The following is a 15,657-nucleotide window of genomic DNA, read 5'->3' as shown; positions in this document are numbered from 1 at the left end:
CGCACCTCGACGAAGCAACGAATCGACAGCAAGGAGAATGCACATGACCACCATCGGATACGGCTTCAGCTCCACCATGCGGGCGAAGCCCGGTAGAGGGGATGACGTCGTCGCCCTCCTGCTCACCGGCCTGAACCCGGGCAACCCGGCGTCGTCCGAGCACTGCCTGGTCTACCTGGTCAGCCGCTCCGCGACGGACGCCGACGTCGTCAACGTCGTGGAGGGCTGGACCAGCGAGGACGACCACCACAGGGTCTTCGCCGGCGAGCCCGCCCAGGCGATCGTCGCGCAGTTCGGCGAGCTGCTCGCGGGCGACGCCGAGTACACCGACCTCACCCCGGTCGGCGGCAAGGCGGTGACCTCGCGATGAGCACGAGCACCGCATCCCGTCCTCCGGTGGACCCGGAGATCGCACCGCTGCTCGCCGCCCTGCCGGCCGGCCCGCAGCTGGACGCGCAGACCCTGCCCCTGATCCGGCCGTACTCGTCGTCTCCCGTCGAGCCGCTCCTCGAGGGGAGGGCGATCCTCCGGCGCGAGTTCGAGGTGCCGACCGCCGACGGCGGCTCGATCGCACTCACGGCCCTCTCCCCTGCGTCCGCCACCTCGCCGACCGCCTGCGTGTACTGGATGCACGGCGGCGGCCGGGTCATGGGCGACCGGTTCTCCCAGCTCGAGGTCGTGCTCGACTGGGTGGACCGGCTCGGCCTCACGGTCGTCACGGTCGAGTACCGGCTCGCGACGGAGGTGCCGGGGGCGACGTCGGTGGAGGACGCCTACGCCGGCCTCCGCTGGGTCGCGGACAACGCCGCCGAGCTCGGCATCGACGCAGCCCGCCTGATCGTCGGCGGGATCAGCGGCGGCGGCGGGATCGCGGCCGGGGTCACCCTGTTGGCCCGTGACCGCGCCCTTCCCGTCTCGGCCCAGCTGCTGCTCTGCCCGATGCTCGACCCGCGGAACGCGTCCACCTCCGCCGCCCAGTTCGTGGAGGCGGGCACGTGGACGGGCCGGGCCAACGACTTCGCCTGGTCGGCTGCCCTGCACGGCGCCGACCCGGAGGCCGTCCCCGGCGTGCTGGCGCCCGCGCTGGCCGAGGACTTCTCCGGCCTGCCGCCGACCTTCGTCGACGCCGGGAGCGCCGAGCTCTTCCGCAGCGAGGGCGTCGCCTTCGCCGAACGGCTCTGGTCGGCCGGGGTCGACGCCGAGCTGCACGTCTGGAGCGGTGGCGTGCACGGCTTCGACGCGCTGTTCCCGAAGACCCTCCTCGCCACCGATGCCCGAACCGCACGGTCGGCCTGGCTCACCCGCATCCTGTCCCGGCCCGCCGCGGGCGCGGAGTCGTCGCGATGAGCCGGGGGTCGACGCGCTTCGGCACCGTGGTGCTGACCGGTGCGACCAGCGGCATCGGCCGCGAGGCGGCGCTGCGGATCGCGCCGCGGTGCGAGCGCCTGATCGTCCAGGGTCCGGAGGCGCCCGCGTCCGTCGGAGCGCTGCTCGCCGCGCTGAACGCCGTCGCGCGCGGAACCGTGGAGTACCTCTCGGCGGACTTCTCTCGGCTCGACGACGTGGTCGCCCTCGCAGCGAGCGTGCGGACGCTGGTCGGCGGATCCCGGGTCGACCTCCTGGTGAACAACGCCGGCGTTCCCGGTGCGCCGACGCGAGTGCTGACCCGTGACGGCTTCGAGCGCACCCTCCAGGTCAACGCGCTCGCGCCGGCCCTGCTGACGCGGCTCCTCATGCCGTCGCTGGCAGAGGGTGGGCGCATCGTGAACGTCGGCTCGTCGGCGCACCGGGTCGAGCACTTCGACTGGGACGACCTCGCTCTGGAGCGCGACTACACCCCGGTCACGGCATACGCGCGGTCCAAGCTGACCATGGTCGCCTGGTCGCGCCTGCTCGCCGGGGAGATCGCGCCCGGCGGCCCGACCGTGGTCGCGCTGTGCCCCGGGCTGAACGACACCCCGCTCAGCTCGGCGATGATGGGACGGATCGGCGGTCCGGCCACGGAAGGCGCTGCCCGGGTGCTCCACGCGGCGGAGGCCGACGTCCCGAGCGGCTCCTACCTGGAGGGCGGCCGCGTCGTCGCGCCGAGCGCGGACGCCCTCGAACCGCGAAACCAGGAACGGCTCGTCGAGACCTTCTGGACCACGCTCCGGCCGTACGCCTCGTCTCACCGCCGTTCGATCACCTGGTCGACGAGTCCGTAGTCGCGCGCGGAGGCCGCGGTGAACACCCGGTCGTGGTCCGTGTCGGCTCGCAGAGTCTCCGCGGTCTGCGCGGTGTGACGGGTGAGGACGTCCTCGATGTCGGCCCGCATGCGCACGACCTCGTCGGCCTGGAGGATCAGGTCCGGGATGGCTCCCCCCCCTGGGCAGCGGGCTGATGGAGGACGATGCGCGCGTGGGGCAGCGCGGCACGCTTCCCCGGCGCGCCCGCCGCGAGGAGCACTGCGCCCACGGCGACCGCCTGACCGACGCACGTCGTCGCCACCTGGGGCCGGATGAACTGCATAGTGTCGTAGATCGCGAGCATGGCGCTCGGGTCACCGCCCTCGCAGTTGATGTAGAGCTGGATGTCGCGGTCCGGGCTGCTGGACTCGAGGTGGAGGAGCTGCGCGATCATCGCGTTGGCGACACCCGCGTCGATCGCGGTGCCCAGGTAGACGATCCGCTCGGTGAGCAGGTGCGAGTACACGTCCATGATCCGCTCGCCGCGGGGGTGCTCGGCGATGACGTTGGGGATGGTGTAGCTGCTCATCGCTCGTCTCCCTCGCTCGGTCGGCCGAAGCCCGCAACGCTCTTCGCCGACGGCCTGAACTGGCCGAACGACCGGACGATCGTGTCGACGAAGCCGTACTCGCGCGCCTCCTCGGCGGTGTACCAGTGGTCGTGGAGCGAGTCCTCGAAGACCCTCGGGAACGGCTGGCCGGTGTCTTCGGCGATGAGGGACAGCACGGTGTCGCGCGTGTGGCGGAGGTCGTCCGCCTGGAGCTCGATGTCGACGGCGGTACCGGCGATTCCCGCCGAGCCCTGGTGGAGCAGCACGCGGGAGTTGGGGAAGGCCTTCCGCTTGCCCTTGGTCCCCGCCGAGAGCAGGAACTGCCCGGCGCTGTAGGCGATGCCGAACACCAGCGTCGACACATCGTTGGGGATGGTGTGCATGATGTCGCGGATCGCGAGCATCGCCGGCACGGAGCCGCCCGGCGAGTGGATCCAGAGGGAGATGTCGGCGGACTCGTCCTCCGCGGCCAGGCTGATCAGCTGCGTCGCGATCAGCGTCCCGTTGTCGTCGTCCAGGGGACCGTCCAGGACGAGGACGCGGCGCTCGTACAGCTGCCGTCGCACGGCTTCGGAGAAGTTCGGCACTTTCGGGGATTCGCTCATGCGATCCACAGTGCACACGGCTTCGCCGATCCGGCAGGTGCCTCTGCTGTGAGCAGTACTGCTGACAGCAGACGCCCGCTACTCCCCCGCGGTCACGCGCCCCGGGACTCGGCCGCCTGCACGACCGACTCGCACACGTCGCTCGGCTTGCGGGCCGGGTCGATGCTGCCGATCAGGGCGGTCGAGATCTCGGCCAGCTGCTCCACCTGAGCCGGGGTCAGCGAGCCGAGCAGCCGCTCGCGGACCAGTTCGAGCTGTCCGGGGGCCGCGTTCGAAACGAGTTCCGCGCCCGCGGCGGTGAGAACCGCGTTCGTCGCCCGGCCGTCCTCCTCGCAGGGGACCCGTTCCACCAGGGCGCGGGACTCCAGGCGCGTGATGACGTGGCTGAGACGGGAGACCGAGGCGTTGGTCGCCGCGGCGAGCGCGCTGAGCCGCATCCGCCGCCCCGGCTCTTCGGCGAGCCGGGTGAGCACGAAGTACTCGTAGTGCGTGGAGGCGGAGTCGCGCGAGGCGTGACTGTCGAGCACCGGCGGCAGCACCTGGGTGAGCGCGACGAGGCCGAGCCACGCCGCGCGGCGCGTCTCGTCGTCTTTTGCACTCGTCATGGAGACCATTCTACCCATTTACTTGACGCTTCAAGAAAGCCGATCTACATTTAGTTGAAGATTCAACTAAGGCTTCGGCCGGAAAGAGGAAGACAATGACCACCGTCACGATCATCGGCAAGGGCAACATGGCGAACGCGATCGGCGGCGTCGTCGCGTCCGGCGGCAACACCGTCGAGTACGCCGGGCGCGAGGGGGATGCGATCAACGGCGAGATCGTCGTGTTAGCCGTGCCGTATCCCGAGGTCGACGCGGTCATCGCCACCTATGGCGACGCCCTGGCCGGCAAGACCATCGTCGACATCACCAACCCGCTCGACTTCGCCACCTTCGACGGCCTCGTCGTCCCGGCCGACGGCTCCGCCGCCGCCATGATCGCGAGCAAGGTTCCCGGTGCGACGGTCCTGAAGGCGTTCAACACCACCTTCGCGGCGACCCTGTCCTCGAAGACGGTCGGCGGCCTCCCCACCACGGTCCTGATCGCGGGCGACGACGACAGCGCCAAGGCGACCCTGACCGAGATCGTCCTGGCAGGCGGCCTCCGCGCCATCGACGCCGGTTCGCTGAAGCGCGCCCGCGAGCTCGAGGCCATCGGCTTCCTGCAGATCACCCTCGCGGCTGCGGAGCGGATCTCCTGGACCGGCGGATTCGCCGTCGCCTCCTGAGCGCGACGAGACGCTGACCTGGCAGCGGCGGCCGACGGCTCGGCTCAGCCCCAGAGGAGGAAGCCGAGCACCGCGACGGCCACCGCCGCCAGGAGGAGCACGAGGTTCATGGGCAGCGCCTTGGCCTCGCGGCGGATCAGGTGGAAGACGATCGCGGCCACCTGGAGAACGATGAGCCCGAGCGCCGCGATAGGGGCGAGGATCGGTGCGATGCCGGTGAGCGGCGGCAGGATCAGCCCGACGGCCCCGAGCACTTCGGCGACGCCGATGAGCCGGACCACCGGAAGCGGCATGTCCTTCGCCCAGCCGATGCCCGGCGCGACGAGCTTGTCAGGGGCGCGGAACGCCTTTTGCGTCCCTGCGGCGAGGTAGGCCAGGGCCAGCAGGCCGGCGATGATCCAGTAGGCGATCAACATGAGGGGGCTCCTTCGGGACGGGTTTTTTAGTTACTGGTAGTGTGGTTACAGTCAGATCAGGAACTAGAGGGAGGTGGTGACGGTGGCCAACAGGACGTTGAGCGGCCCGTGCCGCGCCTGGCCGTCCGAGAGCGCGTTCATCCGCGAGGTGCTGGATCGGATCGGCGACAAGTGGACGATGCTGGTGATCAGCACCCTCGGCGGCGAGCCCCTGCGCTACTCCGATCTCCTGGCCAGCATCCCCGGCATCTCGCAGCGGATGCTCACCGTCACGCTCAAGGCCCTGGAGCGCGACGGCCTGCTCACGCGGACCGCGTTCCCGGAGGTTCCACCGCGCGTCGTGTACGAGCTGACCGACCTCGGCCGCTCGCTGCTGGATGCGGTGCTGTCGATGGCGTCCTGGGCCGCGACCCACTACGAGGACGTCGCCGCGAGCCGGGCGGCTCACGAGCGCAGCGGGGTCGGCCGGGAGAAGGCGCACGGCGCCTCGCCCCGGCCGACCGGCAGCGCCGTCACTTCTTGACGACCAGCTCGTGCACCGCGCGGGTGTGGTGCAGGTCCCAGTACAGCGGGGCGATCTCGGCCGCAGGGAGCCAGTCCAGGCCGGAGGCCGGCGCTTCGTCCGAGATCATCAGCGCGATCGCGATGTGGGCCACGTGCACACCGGTCCCGGCCAGCGCGGAGCCCAGGTTGAGTGCCCAGTTGCGCAGCGCCGCCCCACCGGCCGTCACGTTGCCGTACTGCGCGACCGGGTACACCGATCCTGCGCCGGTCGTGAACAGCAGGGTGCCGGATCCCGCCGCCAGCAGCTCGGGCAGCACCACCTCCGTCGCGGCCATGGCCCCGTAGAGGTAGTACTCGATCTGGGGCTGCACGTTTTCCGGGGTGGTCTCGCGGATGTCCACGGGGGCCAGCGGACCCGCCGACGCGTCGGCGGGCGAGTACTCCAGCACGTCGATGCCGCCGAAGTGCTCCTTCGCGGCCGTGAGCGCCGCTCGAAGTGCGGGCCGGTCGAGGACGTCGGCCGCGAAGCCCGCGGCCGTGATGCCCTCGGAGGCGAGCTCTCCGACCAGGGCATCGAGCTTGTCCTTGCTGCGCGAGATGAGCGCGACGTCGAATCCTTCGGATCCGAACCTGCGGGCGATGGCGAGCCCGAGGCCGCGTCCGGCTCCGATGATGGCGATGGTGGGCATGGTTCTCCTCTGTGTTCTGTTGGTCTCTCTGAGCGGGCGCCGCGGCTGCGACTATCCCGCGGCCGGATCTGAAGCGGAGGCCTCGACGGTCTGCTCGAGTGCCTGCGCGTACACGTCCACGGACTGGGCGCCCGATGCTGCGAAGCGCCGGTCGAACACCGTGAACGGCACACCCTGGACACCGAGCTCCCGGCCCTCCTCGCCGTCGGCGCGCACCGCGTCCGCGTATTCGTCGGTCGCCAGCACCTCTCGCACCCGCTGGCCCGAGAGGCCGACCTCCTCGGCCACCCGCGCGAGAGCGTCCGGGTCGAAGGGGTCGATCTCCCCGGCGAAGAAGCGGTCCTGGGCCCGCGAGAAGAACTCCAGCCCCTTGCCCGCTTCGTCGGCGTAGTGCACGACGCGGTGGAAGTCGAAGGTGTTCGCGTTGAGCCGGTCGAGCGAGAAGGGCAAGCCCTCCCGCTGAGCGAGCGCCTGGATGCGGCGCTCCGCTGTCAGCACGGCCTCCGCGTTCCCGCCGTGCGAGCGGATGAACGCGCTCTCGATCGTCTCCGGCGTGTGCGGCGCGTCCGGGTTCAGCTCGAACGACCGCAGCTTGACCACGAACCGCTCCGCGTCGGGGCGACCCGCGATCGCCTTCTCCAGCCGATGCTTGCCGACGTAGCACCACGGGCAGCCCAGATCGGCCCAGACCTCGATGACCACCGGGCGATCGGGGTCGGTCGCCGCCGCCTCTCCACTCATCCTTCTACCTCACTATCAGTGCGTAACACCATTGTGAGTGAGTGAAATGAGGCGTACAAAAGGCACTTCCAGGTGCCTCTTGCGGGACCATCCGGCCGCTCAGTACGACCGCGTCGCCTCCTCTGGCGCGGCCCGTGGGATGAAGGAGTACCAGCGCAGCTTGAGCGCCTCGATCACGCCACCGCCCTCGCGCACCACGACCTCGCGGGGCACGAGGGCGGCGGCGATGCCGGTGGTGACAGGGACGGCGAGGACGAGCCCGATGCCGCTGCACAGCGTCCTGACCACCTCGGCCGCCAGGTCCTCCTGCGACAGGAGGCTGAGCGCCGAGCGGTCGTAGAGGTAGAGCACGACCAGGACCACCATGGCCGCTCCCGCGTACGCGAACGCGATCGTGTAGATCGTGGACGCGATGTGGTCGCGGCCGATGCGCATGGCCCGCGCGAACAGCTGGCGGCGGGACAGCTCCGGGGAGGCGGCGCGGAGCTCCCACACGGCCGAGGCCTGCGTCACCGTCACGTCGTTGAGCACGCCCAGCCCGGCGATCACGATGGCGCAGGTGAGCAGGCCCCGGAAGTCGATCTGGGTCGCGCCGGCGAGCATCCCGCCCACATCCCCGCTGACGCCGGTGAGATGAGTGGAGTCGACGGCGAGTTGGGCGATCCCGGCGGTCAGCAGGATCCCGAACAGCGTGCCGAGCAGGGCGACGGTCGTGCGCACCGACAGTCCGTGCGCGAGGTACAGAGCGACGAACATGATCGCCGACGCACCGACGACGCCCACCGCCAGACCCGGCCGGCCGGAGATGAGCGCGGGCAGCACGAACTGGACGATCATGAACGCGGTGAAGCCGAGCGCGACGAGCGACATCAGCCCGCGCAGCAGCCCGACGGCGACGACGATCCCGACGAACAGGAGCGTCCACAGCAGCAGCGGGTTGTCCCTCACCACGCCGTTCACGGTCACGCCCTGCGGGGCGTCCCCCTCGCCGGTCTGAGCGGAGGCGCCGGAGACCTGCGGCGGGACGATCAACTCCAGTTCGTCGCCCGGGTGCACGCCGGCGGTCGCCCACGGCCAGAGGAGCGGCACCGTCAGGGTCTTGCCCTCGTCCTTCCCGTTGAGAAGCTTCACAGTGGCGATCTGGCAGGCCCGCGTGTCGCCGGGCTGCGACGACGCCGAGCCGGACGAGAAGTAGCCAGGGCAGTCTTTCGACAGGGCGACGATGCGTCCCGTCGGGAAGGTGGTGCCGGGCGCCGCGAACTGGATGCCGGAGGATGCGGCGGCGACCTTCGCCTGGTCCGGCCACAGCAGGGCGAGCCCCGCCGCGGTCGCCAGCCCGGCCACGATCAGGATGGCCGCGACGACGACCCGCAGAGGGCCCCGTGCGCGCGGCTCGCGGCCCGACCGGCCGTGCGAATGGACGTGGGCGTGCGCCATGGGACCTCCGGGGGTGCAAGAGTCGTCGCCCCGGTCGGGCAACCGGGGCGGTCGCATCTTCGCACGCGATCTTGTACTGTCGCCGATCAGGGCCCGAACTCGAGGAGTGGATGCAGTGAAGCACCATGACGACGCCGTCGACGCGTTCGTGGGGTCGGTCGTCGACGACCCGTCCGTCCTGGGGGTCGTGATCAGCGGCTCCGTGGCCCGCGGCACCGAACGCGCCGGCTCCGACGTCGACCTGTACCTGATCGTCACGGAGGAGCGCTGGCGCGAGGCCGCCGAGGCGCGCCGGCTGATGTTCACCAGCGTCGACGGCATCGGCTACGACGGCGGCTACTACGACATCAAGCTGGCCACCCTGTCCTACCTCGACGACGCCGCGGAGCGCGGGGACGACCCGGTCCGCGACTCCTTCTCCCACGTCAGGGTCGCCTTCAGCCGCGTCGACGACCTCGGAGAGCGCTTGCGCAGGATCGCCGACGTGCCGGACAGCCGGTGGGACGATCTCTGCGCCGGCTTCGTCGCGCAGTGCCGGCTGCACGGCGGCTACTTCCTCGAGCAGGCGCACGAGCGCGGCGACAGGATGCTGCTGGCGCACGCCTCCACGCACCTGGCGACCTCGGCGGCCCGCGCGCTGCTGGCCCACAACCGCGTCTTCTTCTCCGGCCCCAAGTACCTCGCGGCACTCACCCGCGCCCTGCCGGACAAACCGGACGGGTTCGACGGGATGCTGACGGCGCTGCTCGAAGACCCGACACCGGCGGCGGCACGCACGGTGATGGACGCGGTGGAGTCGACGGTCGGCGCCCTCCTGCCCGAGGAGGAGACGCTCTCCCGCTTCGTGCTCGACAACGAGCTCGCCTGGCGGACCGGCAGGAGCCCGGTCGAGTACCGCTGACCTCCGCGCGCTACCCCTCGACCGCGGCCACGCCGGTGTCGATTGCGCCGAGCCGCTGCCGCAGGTCGGCCAGGGATTCAGCGGGAATGCGCACCTCGCCGCGGTACAGGACCGTCCTCACCTCGCCGTTGCGGATCGCAGCGTGGATCCGCAGCTCCGGCACCCCGGCCCGCAGGGCCGCGGCCGCAGGCAGGAGGAAGTCCGGGTCGTCCATGCGCGAACGGTAGCACCGCGTCCTGCGGGTGGCGACGGGAGGTTCGCCTAGACGCCCATCGGGTCGTGAGCCACGATCGGGAATCGCAACCGACCGATCAGTCGCATTAGGTGGCGTCGCGATTGAGGTGGGTTGGCCAAGCCAGTCAGCCTGCCGACTTTCCGAGCCCGTACGTGTACGACCCGCTCGTCCAATTGACCGTCGCGTTGAAGAAGTAGCCCGAACTGGTCCCGTCACCGTTGTCCTTGTTTGCGACAAAACAGTCGAACGTCGTCGTCGTGTCGGTGAGGTCATCGGTGGATCCAGACACGGGGTTACAAGTGACGCCGATCACCGGTCCGGTAAGCAGCCCCTTGTTGATATCGTCCTCGGCCATCTTCTTGATCGACGCTTCAACCTGCGTAACGGTATCTCGCCTCTGCGATCGCTTCGCGTCATCGGCAGCTTGCTGTGCGGCCGCAGCAGCCTCCTTCGCCTGCTCGGCCTCGGCCTTCTTCTTGGCAGCGGCCTTCTGCGCCGCGACCTGTTGTGCGTGCACGTTGTTGCTGACCACGACGGCGGTAACCCCACCACCGATCACAAGGAGCGCGACAATCCCCGCGACTGTGATCCAGAGCACCTTCCGCGTCTTACGCTTCTCGAGGTCGCTTGGAACGGGCGTTGCTGACAGCTCGTTCCCTCCGGACGCGTCTTCGGGACGCATCGTCGATCCGCTGTCGTCGCCGGATTCAGCTTGAGTCTCGGCAATCGCCGGGTCGTATACCGGACGCTTGTCCCCGGTCCAACGGTCGCCGTCCCAATACACTTCTTCGTCTGCGTTGGCCGGATTCGGGAACCAGCCTGGTGGGGTGCTCATCGTTCATTGCCTCTCGATCGACCGAAAGCTACCGAATCTGAGAGGACCCACACCATCCCCAGTTCGCGTAATCGGGTCGCAAAGCCCGAGGCGACTTGAGACGAGCCCGCGGCGATACTCGTTGACCCATAGGTGTCGCGGCGGTCGGGCTACCGCGTTGAACTGCCCGCCAGCGCCCCGATCGGCGGCACGTCGAACACGGCGGCTCCCGGCAGCTGCGCGTTCGCCGCGGCGACGGCGGCGGCCGCGTCGAGCGCAGCAGTGAGGCCGCCGCCGGCATCGAGCACGGCCACGAGGCCGGCGAGGTAGCAGTCGCCGCTGCCGACCGGGAACAGCCCGGGGCGCATCACCGGGGGCGCGGACACACGCTCGCCGTCCGCGGTGAGTGCGAACGACCCCGCCTCGCCGTCGGTGACCACCGCGACCGTCGCCCCGCGGGCGAGCAGGGCGGCGGCGGCGTCCTCGCGGTCGTCGCACCCCGTCAGTTCCTCGGCCTCCGACCGGTTCACCTTCACCAGGCGCGGGCTGGCGACCTCCAGGATCGTGCCGAGGGCGGGGCCGTGCACATCCACCGCCAGCAGCACCCCGCGGTCGACCTCGGCGGCGAGCAGGTCGGCGAGCGCGCGCGGGTCCACCGCGCCGGGCACGGCACCGGAGAGGGTGAGCCACTCCCCCGGCTTCACGCGTGCCGTGCGCTGCGCGATCTCCGCCAGGGGCACGTCGAACGCGGTGACGGGCTCGTAGAACTCGGTCAGGGTGCGCGCGGTCGTGTCGCTCGCCGTCACGCACATCCGGGTCTCGACGGCCGACGTGATGCGGTCGACGCGTACGCCGTGCTCGTCCAGCAACTGCGCGACCAGGTCGCCGATGCGCCCGCCGAGCGGTGCGATGGCACGCACGGGGACGCCCAGGAGCGTCAGCGCCCTGGCCACGTTGAGCGACTTGCCCCCGGCCGATCGCAGGACGACGGGTGGCCGGTGGATGCCGCCGAGCCGTACCTCGTCGAGTACGTAGACGACGTCGAGGGCCGGGGTGAGCCCGAGGGTGTGGACGGTCACGCGAGCACGCCGGCGAGGTCGCCGCGGGTCGCCTGCGCGCCGGTGCCGCCGCGTCCCCGCACCGAGAGCGAGCCGGCGACCGCGGCCCAGCGGACGCGGTCCTCCTCGGCGGTCACGCCCGCGTCGAGCGCGGCGAGGTAGCCGGCGTCGAAACTGTCGCCGGCTCCCGTGGTGTCCACCACCTCCAGGACCAGCCCAGGCGCTGCGGCGACGCGCTCACCTCCGGAGAAGACGATCCCGCCGTCGGCGCCCGCCTTCACGACGACGCGGCAGCCGAGGCGGGAGAGCACGGACGCCGCCTCGTCGACGTCTGTCAGGCGCCGTCCGGCGACGGCGGCGCCGATGGCGAGCGCCTCCTCGCCGTTGGGCAGGAACACGGCGACGCGACGGAGGACCTCCTCCAGTCCCGTCCACTTCTCGGCCGGGTCCCAGTTCGTGTCGAGGCTCACGGTGACGCCGCGGTCCGCGAGCGCGTCGAGCACGCCGGGCAGCTCCGACGCCAGCTCCGGCTGGAGGAAGTAGGAGGCGACATGCACGTGCCGCGGCCGCAGGCGGTCCACTGCGGCGAGCACGGCCTCCGCGGTGAGGGCCGGGATGGTGCCGGGCAGCGTCAGGATCGCCCGGTCGTGCGGCTCCGAGAGCACGACCGAGATGCCGGTCGGGAGACTCGCGCTGGTCTGCACCGCCGAGACGTCGACGCCGCCCTCCCGCAGCCGTTCCAGCACGAACGCGCCGAAGGGGTCGTCGCCGACGACCGCGGCCAGCGCCGTGCGGACGCCGAGCCTCGCCAGCCCGTGCGCGACGATCGCGGCGCTGCCGCCCAGGAGCAGGTCGGCGCCGTCGAGCAGCTGCTCGGCCTGACCGAACCGTGGAACGGTGTCGCCGGTGAGCAGCAGGTCGGGGTTGGCGTCGCCGACGACGAGCACGTCCACCGTGCGCGGGGCGGTCATCCCTTCAGCCCGGAGAAGGTCATGGTCGCGACGAAGTGCCGCTGGGCGAACAGGAAGAACAGGATGAGCGGCAGCGTCGCGACGACGTTCCCGGCCATGATGAGGCTCCAATCGGTCTGGTGGGCGCCCTGGAAGTTCGCGATGCCGAGCTGCAGCGTGAACGCCTGCTGGTTGTTGATCGCGATGAGCGGCCAGACCAGGTCGTTCCAGGCGCTCAGCAGGGTGAAGATGGCGAGGGTCGCGAGGGCGGGCCGGGCGAGCGGGAGCACGATGCGGAAGAAGATCTGCCAACGGTTGCAGCCGTCGATCGCCCCCGCCTCCTCGAGCTCCGCCGGGAGCGTGAGGAAGAACTGCCGCATCAGGAAGATGCCGAACGCGGTCGCGAGCCAGGGCACGATCGCCGCGCCCAGGCCGTTCAGGAGTCCGAGCTTGGCGAACAGGATGTAGGTCGGGATCATCAGCAGCTGGGTCGGGATCATGATGGTCGCCAGGATCATCAGGAAGCCGACGTTGCGCCCCGCGAACCGCAGACGCGCGAAGCCGTACCCGGCCAGCGAGCACAGGACGAGGTTCGACACGATCGCCGCGGCCGACACGATCGCAGTGTTGCCCAGCCACAGCAGGATGTCGGTCTGCCCGAACAGCTTGACGAAGCCGTCGAGCGTGAAGTGCGACGGGATGAACGGCGGCGGGAAGGCCACCAGCTCCTTCGCCGGAGAGAACGCGGCGAGCGTCATCTGCAGGAACGGCACCAGGAACAGGATCGCGATGGGGAACAGCACGAAGTGCCAGCCGCTCATCCTCCTCCTGCGCCCGGCGGGACGCGTCGGGCTGTTCGCCACCTCACGGGAGGCCTGCGACACCTCGTCGAGCACGGTCGCCATCAGAAGGCCTCCGATCCCCGGCGCCGCTGGAAGACGACGACGCCGATCGTGATGAGCAGGGTGGCCGCGAAGAGCACGTACGCGGCGGCGGAGCCGTAGCCGAACTGCAGGGCGTGGAACGCCTTGTCGTAGAGGAAGTAGACGATCGTCTTGGTGGCGTCGAGCGGGCCGCCGCGGGTGGTCGTGTACACCAGGTCGAACAGCTGGATGGCCTGGATCGTCTGCCAGATCGCGACGAAGACGGTCACGGGCGCGAGCTGCGGCCAGACGATGCGCCAGAACGTCTGCCAGCGGTTCGCGCCGTCGATGCGCGCCGCCTCGATGAGGTCGGCCGGCACGTCCTGCAGCGCGGCGAGGTAGATGACGGTGGTGAACGCGGCAGACCCCCACAGCGACATGATCGCGATGACGAGCATCGCCTGCTTCGGGTCGTCGAGCCAGCCCTGCTGCGGCAGGCCGAGCACGCGCAGCACGTTGTTCACCAGGCCGAACTGCGGGCTGAACAGGTACGTCGACAGGATGCCCGTGGACGCCGCCGAGGCGACGAACGGGACGAAGATCGCCGTGCGGTAGAAGGCCATCCCGCGGATGCGCCGGTTCAGCGCGACCGCGAGGAACAGCCCGAGCAGCACGGAGGCCGGGACGAACAGCACGGTGAAGCCGAGCGTGTTGACGACGGCGTTGCCGAACTCCGCGTCGGTGACCAGGTCGGCGTAGTTCTGACCGCCGACCCAGGTGGCCTGGCTGAAGCCGTCCCAGCTCTGGAACGACAGCACGAAGGCCCAGATCGCGGGGAAGACCGAGAGCCCGAGGATGATGATGGTCGCCGGGCCCACGAAGCCCCAGCCCGTGAGGGCCGCGGCCAGGCCCTGACGGCGGCGCGCCTTGCGCGGGCGAGCGACCTCCAGCGAGGCCGCCCGCCGCGACAGCGCGGGAGGGGTGGTGTCTGCCATGCCGTTTCCCTCCCTCACGCCTACTTCTTGTTCAGGGCGGCGTCTGCGGTCTTGGCCGCCTGCTCCAGCGCGGCCTTCGGTTCGCCATCGCCCTGCAGCACCTGCGAGATCGCCTTGCCGATCGCCACCGAGAGCGCCGCGTAACCCTTGGTGGTCGGCCGCGTCTCCTTGACGTTGGCGGAGTTGGCGACGAACACCTCGTAGCCGGGGTACTCGGCGCTCTCCTTCTTCACGGCTTCACTGCCGGCCTCCGAGGAGCGTAGCGGGAGGTTGCCGATCGCGACATTGAACCGCTCGTCCTGCTCCGCCGAGGTCAGCCACTCGGCGAACTGGGTCGCCCAGTACGCGCGGTTCTTGTCCTGGTGGTCGAACAGCGCCCAGATGTCCGGCCCGGAGGCGGTCTGGTGGTCGCCGTTCGTGCCGGGCAGCTGCACGACGCCGTAGTCCGTGCCACCGGTCTTGAGGTCGGAGAGCTGCCAGGGGCCGGAGGTGATCATCCCGATCCGGTTGCTGGTGAAGAGCTGACCGAACTTCACGTCGGTCTGGTCGAGGTAGACGCTCTTGTCGTCCACGGCCATCTTCTGCAGGAACGTCAGCGCATCGACGCCCGCCTGCGAGGCGAACTCGGACTTGGTGGCGTCCTTGTTCAGGATCTCGCCGCCGTTCTGCCACAGGTGCGGCCAGAACTGCCAGGTGGTCTCCTCGCTGCCCGAGACCGAGTAGGCGTAGCCGTAGACGTGGTTCGCGGTGTCGGTCAGCTTCTTTGCCGCCGTGCGGAAGTCGTCCCAGGTCCAGTCGTTCGTGGGATACGCGAGCCCGGCCTTGTCGAACAGCGTCTTGTTGTAGAGCAGCCCGATGTTGTCGACGACCGCGGGGAAGCCGATGACCTTCTCCCCCGTCGGCTGCGCGGTGCCGCGCGCGGCGGCGGTGAACTCGTCCCACTTGACCTCCGGCTTCTTCACCTCGGAGGAGATGTCGAGCGTGCGGCCGGAGGCCTCCAGCTGACCGGCCCACGACCCGAACGCGTACGACATGTCGGGGTACTGGCCGCCCGCGAAGCCCGCGGAGAGCTTCTGCAGCAGCTGGTCCGTGGAGGAGGCGCCGGGCGAGAGGTCGACGGTGACGTTCGGGTGCTGCTTCTCGAACTCCTTGGCGAGCGCCTCGATCTCCTGCTGCGCCGCGTCGGCCTGGCCGGACCACACCTCGATGGTCACCTTGGCCTTGGGGTCGAGCGTCGTGGCGCCCGAGGAGCCGGAGCAGCCGGCCAGCGCGATGAGGACGGCGGTCGCGGCCGCCGCTCCCGTCGTGCGCAGGAGGCGGCGACGCAGCGCACTCCCGCCGTGCCGTTTCTTCAGTGGAGTCGTCATCGTTGTCCTCATCTCGGGTGTGTGCGGTGCTGGTCGA

At 70.3% G+C, this 15,657-nt stretch carries 19 protein-coding genes and 1 pseudogene; 6 read left to right on the top strand and 14 right to left on the bottom strand.

From position 1 onward, the window contains the following. Positions 1 to 43: 43 nt before the first annotated feature. From P5G59_RS18000 to P5G59_RS17990, 3 genes are read left to right on the top strand one after another with little or no spacing between them, the layout of a single operon-like run. Complete coding sequence (locus P5G59_RS18000; RefSeq protein ID WP_301220393.1) at positions 44 to 370, top strand: putative quinol monooxygenase; 327 nt, start codon at positions 44 to 46, stop codon at positions 368 to 370. Further along, positions 367 to 1,347 carry an alpha/beta hydrolase gene (locus tag P5G59_RS17995; RefSeq protein WP_301220392.1) on the top strand — a complete coding sequence of 327 codons (981 nt, stop codon included), beginning with the start codon at positions 367 to 369 and terminating at the stop codon, positions 1,345 to 1,347. Before P5G59_RS18000 ends, P5G59_RS17995 begins: the two co-directional genes overlap by 4 nt. Next, entirely contained in the window at positions 1,344 to 2,204 is an 861-nt protein-coding gene (locus tag P5G59_RS17990; RefSeq protein ID WP_301220391.1) for an SDR family NAD(P)-dependent oxidoreductase, read from the top strand. The genes P5G59_RS17995 and P5G59_RS17990 overlap by 4 nt, the downstream gene beginning before the upstream one ends. Here the strand turns inward: P5G59_RS17990 and P5G59_RS17985 are convergent. From P5G59_RS17985 to P5G59_RS17975, 3 genes and pseudogenes are all read right to left on the bottom strand, one after another. After that, a pseudogene (locus P5G59_RS17985) lies at positions 2,168 to 2,754 on the bottom strand (ClpP family protease). The gene P5G59_RS17990 and the pseudogene P5G59_RS17985 overlap by 37 nt on opposite strands. Next, a complete protein-coding gene (locus P5G59_RS17980) occupies positions 2,751 to 3,380 on the bottom strand; it encodes a ClpP family protease (protein WP_301220390.1) in 630 nt (209 codons plus the stop codon). The pseudogene P5G59_RS17985 and the gene P5G59_RS17980 overlap by 4 nt, the downstream one beginning before the upstream one ends. A gap of 92 nt (positions 3,381 to 3,472) precedes the next feature. Further along, the gene (locus P5G59_RS17975; RefSeq protein ID WP_301220389.1) at positions 3,473 to 3,985 is read right to left on the bottom strand and encodes a MarR family winged helix-turn-helix transcriptional regulator; all 513 of its coding nucleotides are present in this window, start codon (positions 3,983 to 3,985) and stop codon (positions 3,473 to 3,475) included. A gap of 95 nt (positions 3,986 to 4,080) precedes the next feature. On the opposite strand from P5G59_RS17975, the gene P5G59_RS17970 reads away from it, so the two are divergent. After that, entirely contained in the window at positions 4,081 to 4,650 is a 570-nt protein-coding gene (locus tag P5G59_RS17970) for an NADPH-dependent F420 reductase (RefSeq protein WP_301220388.1), read from the top strand. Between the two features lie 44 nt (positions 4,651 to 4,694). Here P5G59_RS17970 and P5G59_RS17965 read toward each other — a convergent pair whose 3' ends face one another. Then, the gene (locus tag P5G59_RS17965; protein ID WP_301220387.1) at positions 4,695 to 5,066 is read right to left on the bottom strand and encodes a DoxX family protein; all 372 of its coding nucleotides are present in this window, start codon (positions 5,064 to 5,066) and stop codon (positions 4,695 to 4,697) included. An 82-nt stretch (positions 5,067 to 5,148) separates the two neighbouring features. Between P5G59_RS17965 and P5G59_RS17960 the strand changes: the two genes are divergently transcribed. Next, positions 5,149 to 5,589 (top strand): winged helix-turn-helix transcriptional regulator, encoded by a 441-nt coding sequence (locus P5G59_RS17960; RefSeq protein ID WP_301220386.1) that lies wholly within the window; start codon positions 5,149 to 5,151, stop codon positions 5,587 to 5,589. Here the strand turns inward: P5G59_RS17960 and P5G59_RS17955 are convergent. The 3 genes from P5G59_RS17955 to P5G59_RS17945 form a co-directional block, all read right to left on the bottom strand. After that, positions 5,579 to 6,259 (bottom strand): SDR family NAD(P)-dependent oxidoreductase, encoded by a 681-nt coding sequence (locus tag P5G59_RS17955; protein ID WP_301220385.1) that lies wholly within the window; start codon positions 6,257 to 6,259, stop codon positions 5,579 to 5,581. The two genes, P5G59_RS17960 and P5G59_RS17955, sit on opposite strands and share 11 nt — an antisense overlap. A gap of 51 nt (positions 6,260 to 6,310) precedes the next feature. After that, entirely contained in the window at positions 6,311 to 7,000 is a 690-nt protein-coding gene (locus tag P5G59_RS17950) for a DsbA family oxidoreductase (protein WP_301220384.1), read from the bottom strand. A 99-nt stretch (positions 7,001 to 7,099) separates the two neighbouring features. Further along, a complete protein-coding gene (locus P5G59_RS17945; RefSeq protein WP_301220383.1) occupies positions 7,100 to 8,437 on the bottom strand; it encodes a YibE/F family protein in 1,338 nt (445 codons plus the stop codon). 115 nt (positions 8,438 to 8,552) lie between these two features. Here P5G59_RS17945 and P5G59_RS17940 point away from each other — a divergent pair, with 115 nt between their 5' ends. Continuing rightward, entirely contained in the window at positions 8,553 to 9,338 is a 786-nt protein-coding gene (locus P5G59_RS17940) for a nucleotidyltransferase domain-containing protein (protein WP_301220382.1), read from the top strand. Positions 9,339 to 9,348: 10 nt separating this feature from the next. Here P5G59_RS17940 and P5G59_RS17935 read toward each other — a convergent pair whose 3' ends face one another. The 7 genes from P5G59_RS17935 to P5G59_RS17905 all read right to left on the bottom strand — a co-directional run bounded on the left by P5G59_RS17935 (position 9,349) and on the right by P5G59_RS17905 (position 15,620). After that, positions 9,349 to 9,552 (bottom strand): hypothetical protein, encoded by a 204-nt coding sequence (locus tag P5G59_RS17935; protein WP_301220381.1) that lies wholly within the window; start codon positions 9,550 to 9,552, stop codon positions 9,349 to 9,351. Between the two features lie 145 nt (positions 9,553 to 9,697). Next, positions 9,698 to 10,408, bottom strand: coding sequence for a DUF2510 domain-containing protein (locus tag P5G59_RS17930; RefSeq protein WP_301220380.1), 711 nt, complete (start codon positions 10,406 to 10,408; stop codon positions 9,698 to 9,700). A gap of 149 nt (positions 10,409 to 10,557) precedes the next feature. Continuing rightward, positions 10,558 to 11,466, bottom strand: coding sequence for a 1-phosphofructokinase family hexose kinase (locus tag P5G59_RS17925; protein WP_301220379.1), 909 nt, complete (start codon positions 11,464 to 11,466; stop codon positions 10,558 to 10,560). Then, positions 11,463 to 12,416, bottom strand: coding sequence for a carbohydrate kinase family protein (locus P5G59_RS17920; protein ID WP_301220378.1), 954 nt, complete (start codon positions 12,414 to 12,416; stop codon positions 11,463 to 11,465). The genes P5G59_RS17925 and P5G59_RS17920 overlap by 4 nt, the downstream gene beginning before the upstream one ends. After that, on the bottom strand, positions 12,413 to 13,300 hold the full coding sequence (locus P5G59_RS17915) for a carbohydrate ABC transporter permease (protein WP_301220377.1): 888 nt from the start codon (positions 13,298 to 13,300) through the stop codon (positions 12,413 to 12,415). Before P5G59_RS17915 ends, P5G59_RS17920 begins: the two co-directional genes overlap by 4 nt. After that, positions 13,300 to 14,253, bottom strand: coding sequence for a carbohydrate ABC transporter permease (locus P5G59_RS17910; protein WP_301220376.1), 954 nt, complete (start codon positions 14,251 to 14,253; stop codon positions 13,300 to 13,302). Before P5G59_RS17910 ends, P5G59_RS17915 begins: the two co-directional genes overlap by 1 nt. 20 nt (positions 14,254 to 14,273) lie before the next feature. Beyond that, positions 14,274 to 15,620, bottom strand: a complete 1,347-nt coding sequence (locus tag P5G59_RS17905; RefSeq protein WP_301220375.1) for an ABC transporter substrate-binding protein — start codon at positions 15,618 to 15,620, stop codon at positions 14,274 to 14,276. Between the last annotated feature and the right edge of the window lie 37 nt (positions 15,621 to 15,657).

Source organism: Leifsonia virtsii, from assembly GCF_030433675.1.
GTDB lineage: Bacteria > Actinomycetota > Actinomycetes > Actinomycetales > Microbacteriaceae > Leifsonia > Leifsonia virtsii.
This window is presented reverse-complemented; position numbering and strand designations above follow the sequence as displayed.

What these genes read in the sequence shown, in the direction of transcription:
- P5G59_RS17965 (WP_301220387.1), bottom strand. Translation starts at nt 5,066, where the DNA reads ATGTTGATCGCCTACTGGATCATCGCCGGCCTGCTGGCCCTGGCCTAC.
- P5G59_RS18000 (WP_301220393.1), top strand. Translation starts at nt 44, where the DNA reads ATGACCACCATCGGATACGGCTTCAGCTCCACCATGCGGGCGAAGCCC.
- P5G59_RS17935 (WP_301220381.1), bottom strand. Translation starts at nt 9,552, where the DNA reads ATGGACGACCCGGACTTCCTCCTGCCTGCGGCCGCGGCCCTGCGGGCC.
- P5G59_RS17915 (WP_301220377.1), bottom strand. Translation starts at nt 13,300, where the DNA reads ATGGCGACCGTGCTCGACGAGGTGTCGCAGGCCTCCCGTGAGGTGGCG.
- P5G59_RS17930 (WP_301220380.1), bottom strand. Translation starts at nt 10,408, where the DNA reads ATGAGCACCCCACCAGGCTGGTTCCCGAATCCGGCCAACGCAGACGAA.
- P5G59_RS17905 (WP_301220375.1), bottom strand. Translation starts at nt 15,620, where the DNA reads ATGACGACTCCACTGAAGAAACGGCACGGCGGGAGTGCGCTGCGTCGC.
- P5G59_RS17945 (WP_301220383.1), bottom strand. Translation starts at nt 8,437, where the DNA reads ATGGCGCACGCCCACGTCCATTCGCACGGCCGGTCGGGCCGCGAGCCG.
- P5G59_RS17955 (WP_301220385.1), bottom strand. Translation starts at nt 6,259, where the DNA reads ATGCCCACCATCGCCATCATCGGAGCCGGACGCGGCCTCGGGCTCGCC.
- P5G59_RS17980 (WP_301220390.1), bottom strand. Translation starts at nt 3,380, where the DNA reads ATGAGCGAATCCCCGAAAGTGCCGAACTTCTCCGAAGCCGTGCGACGG.
- P5G59_RS17970 (WP_301220388.1), top strand. Translation starts at nt 4,081, where the DNA reads ATGACCACCGTCACGATCATCGGCAAGGGCAACATGGCGAACGCGATC.
- P5G59_RS17950 (WP_301220384.1), bottom strand. Translation starts at nt 7,000, where the DNA reads ATGAGTGGAGAGGCGGCGGCGACCGACCCCGATCGCCCGGTGGTCATC.
- P5G59_RS17975 (WP_301220389.1), bottom strand. Translation starts at nt 3,985, where the DNA reads ATGACGAGTGCAAAAGACGACGAGACGCGCCGCGCGGCGTGGCTCGGC.
- P5G59_RS17990 (WP_301220391.1), top strand. Translation starts at nt 1,344, where the DNA reads ATGAGCCGGGGGTCGACGCGCTTCGGCACCGTGGTGCTGACCGGTGCG.
- P5G59_RS17920 (WP_301220378.1), bottom strand. Translation starts at nt 12,416, where the DNA reads ATGACCGCCCCGCGCACGGTGGACGTGCTCGTCGTCGGCGACGCCAAC.
- P5G59_RS17995 (WP_301220392.1), top strand. Translation starts at nt 367, where the DNA reads ATGAGCACGAGCACCGCATCCCGTCCTCCGGTGGACCCGGAGATCGCA.
- P5G59_RS17910 (WP_301220376.1), bottom strand. Translation starts at nt 14,253, where the DNA reads ATGGCAGACACCACCCCTCCCGCGCTGTCGCGGCGGGCGGCCTCGCTG.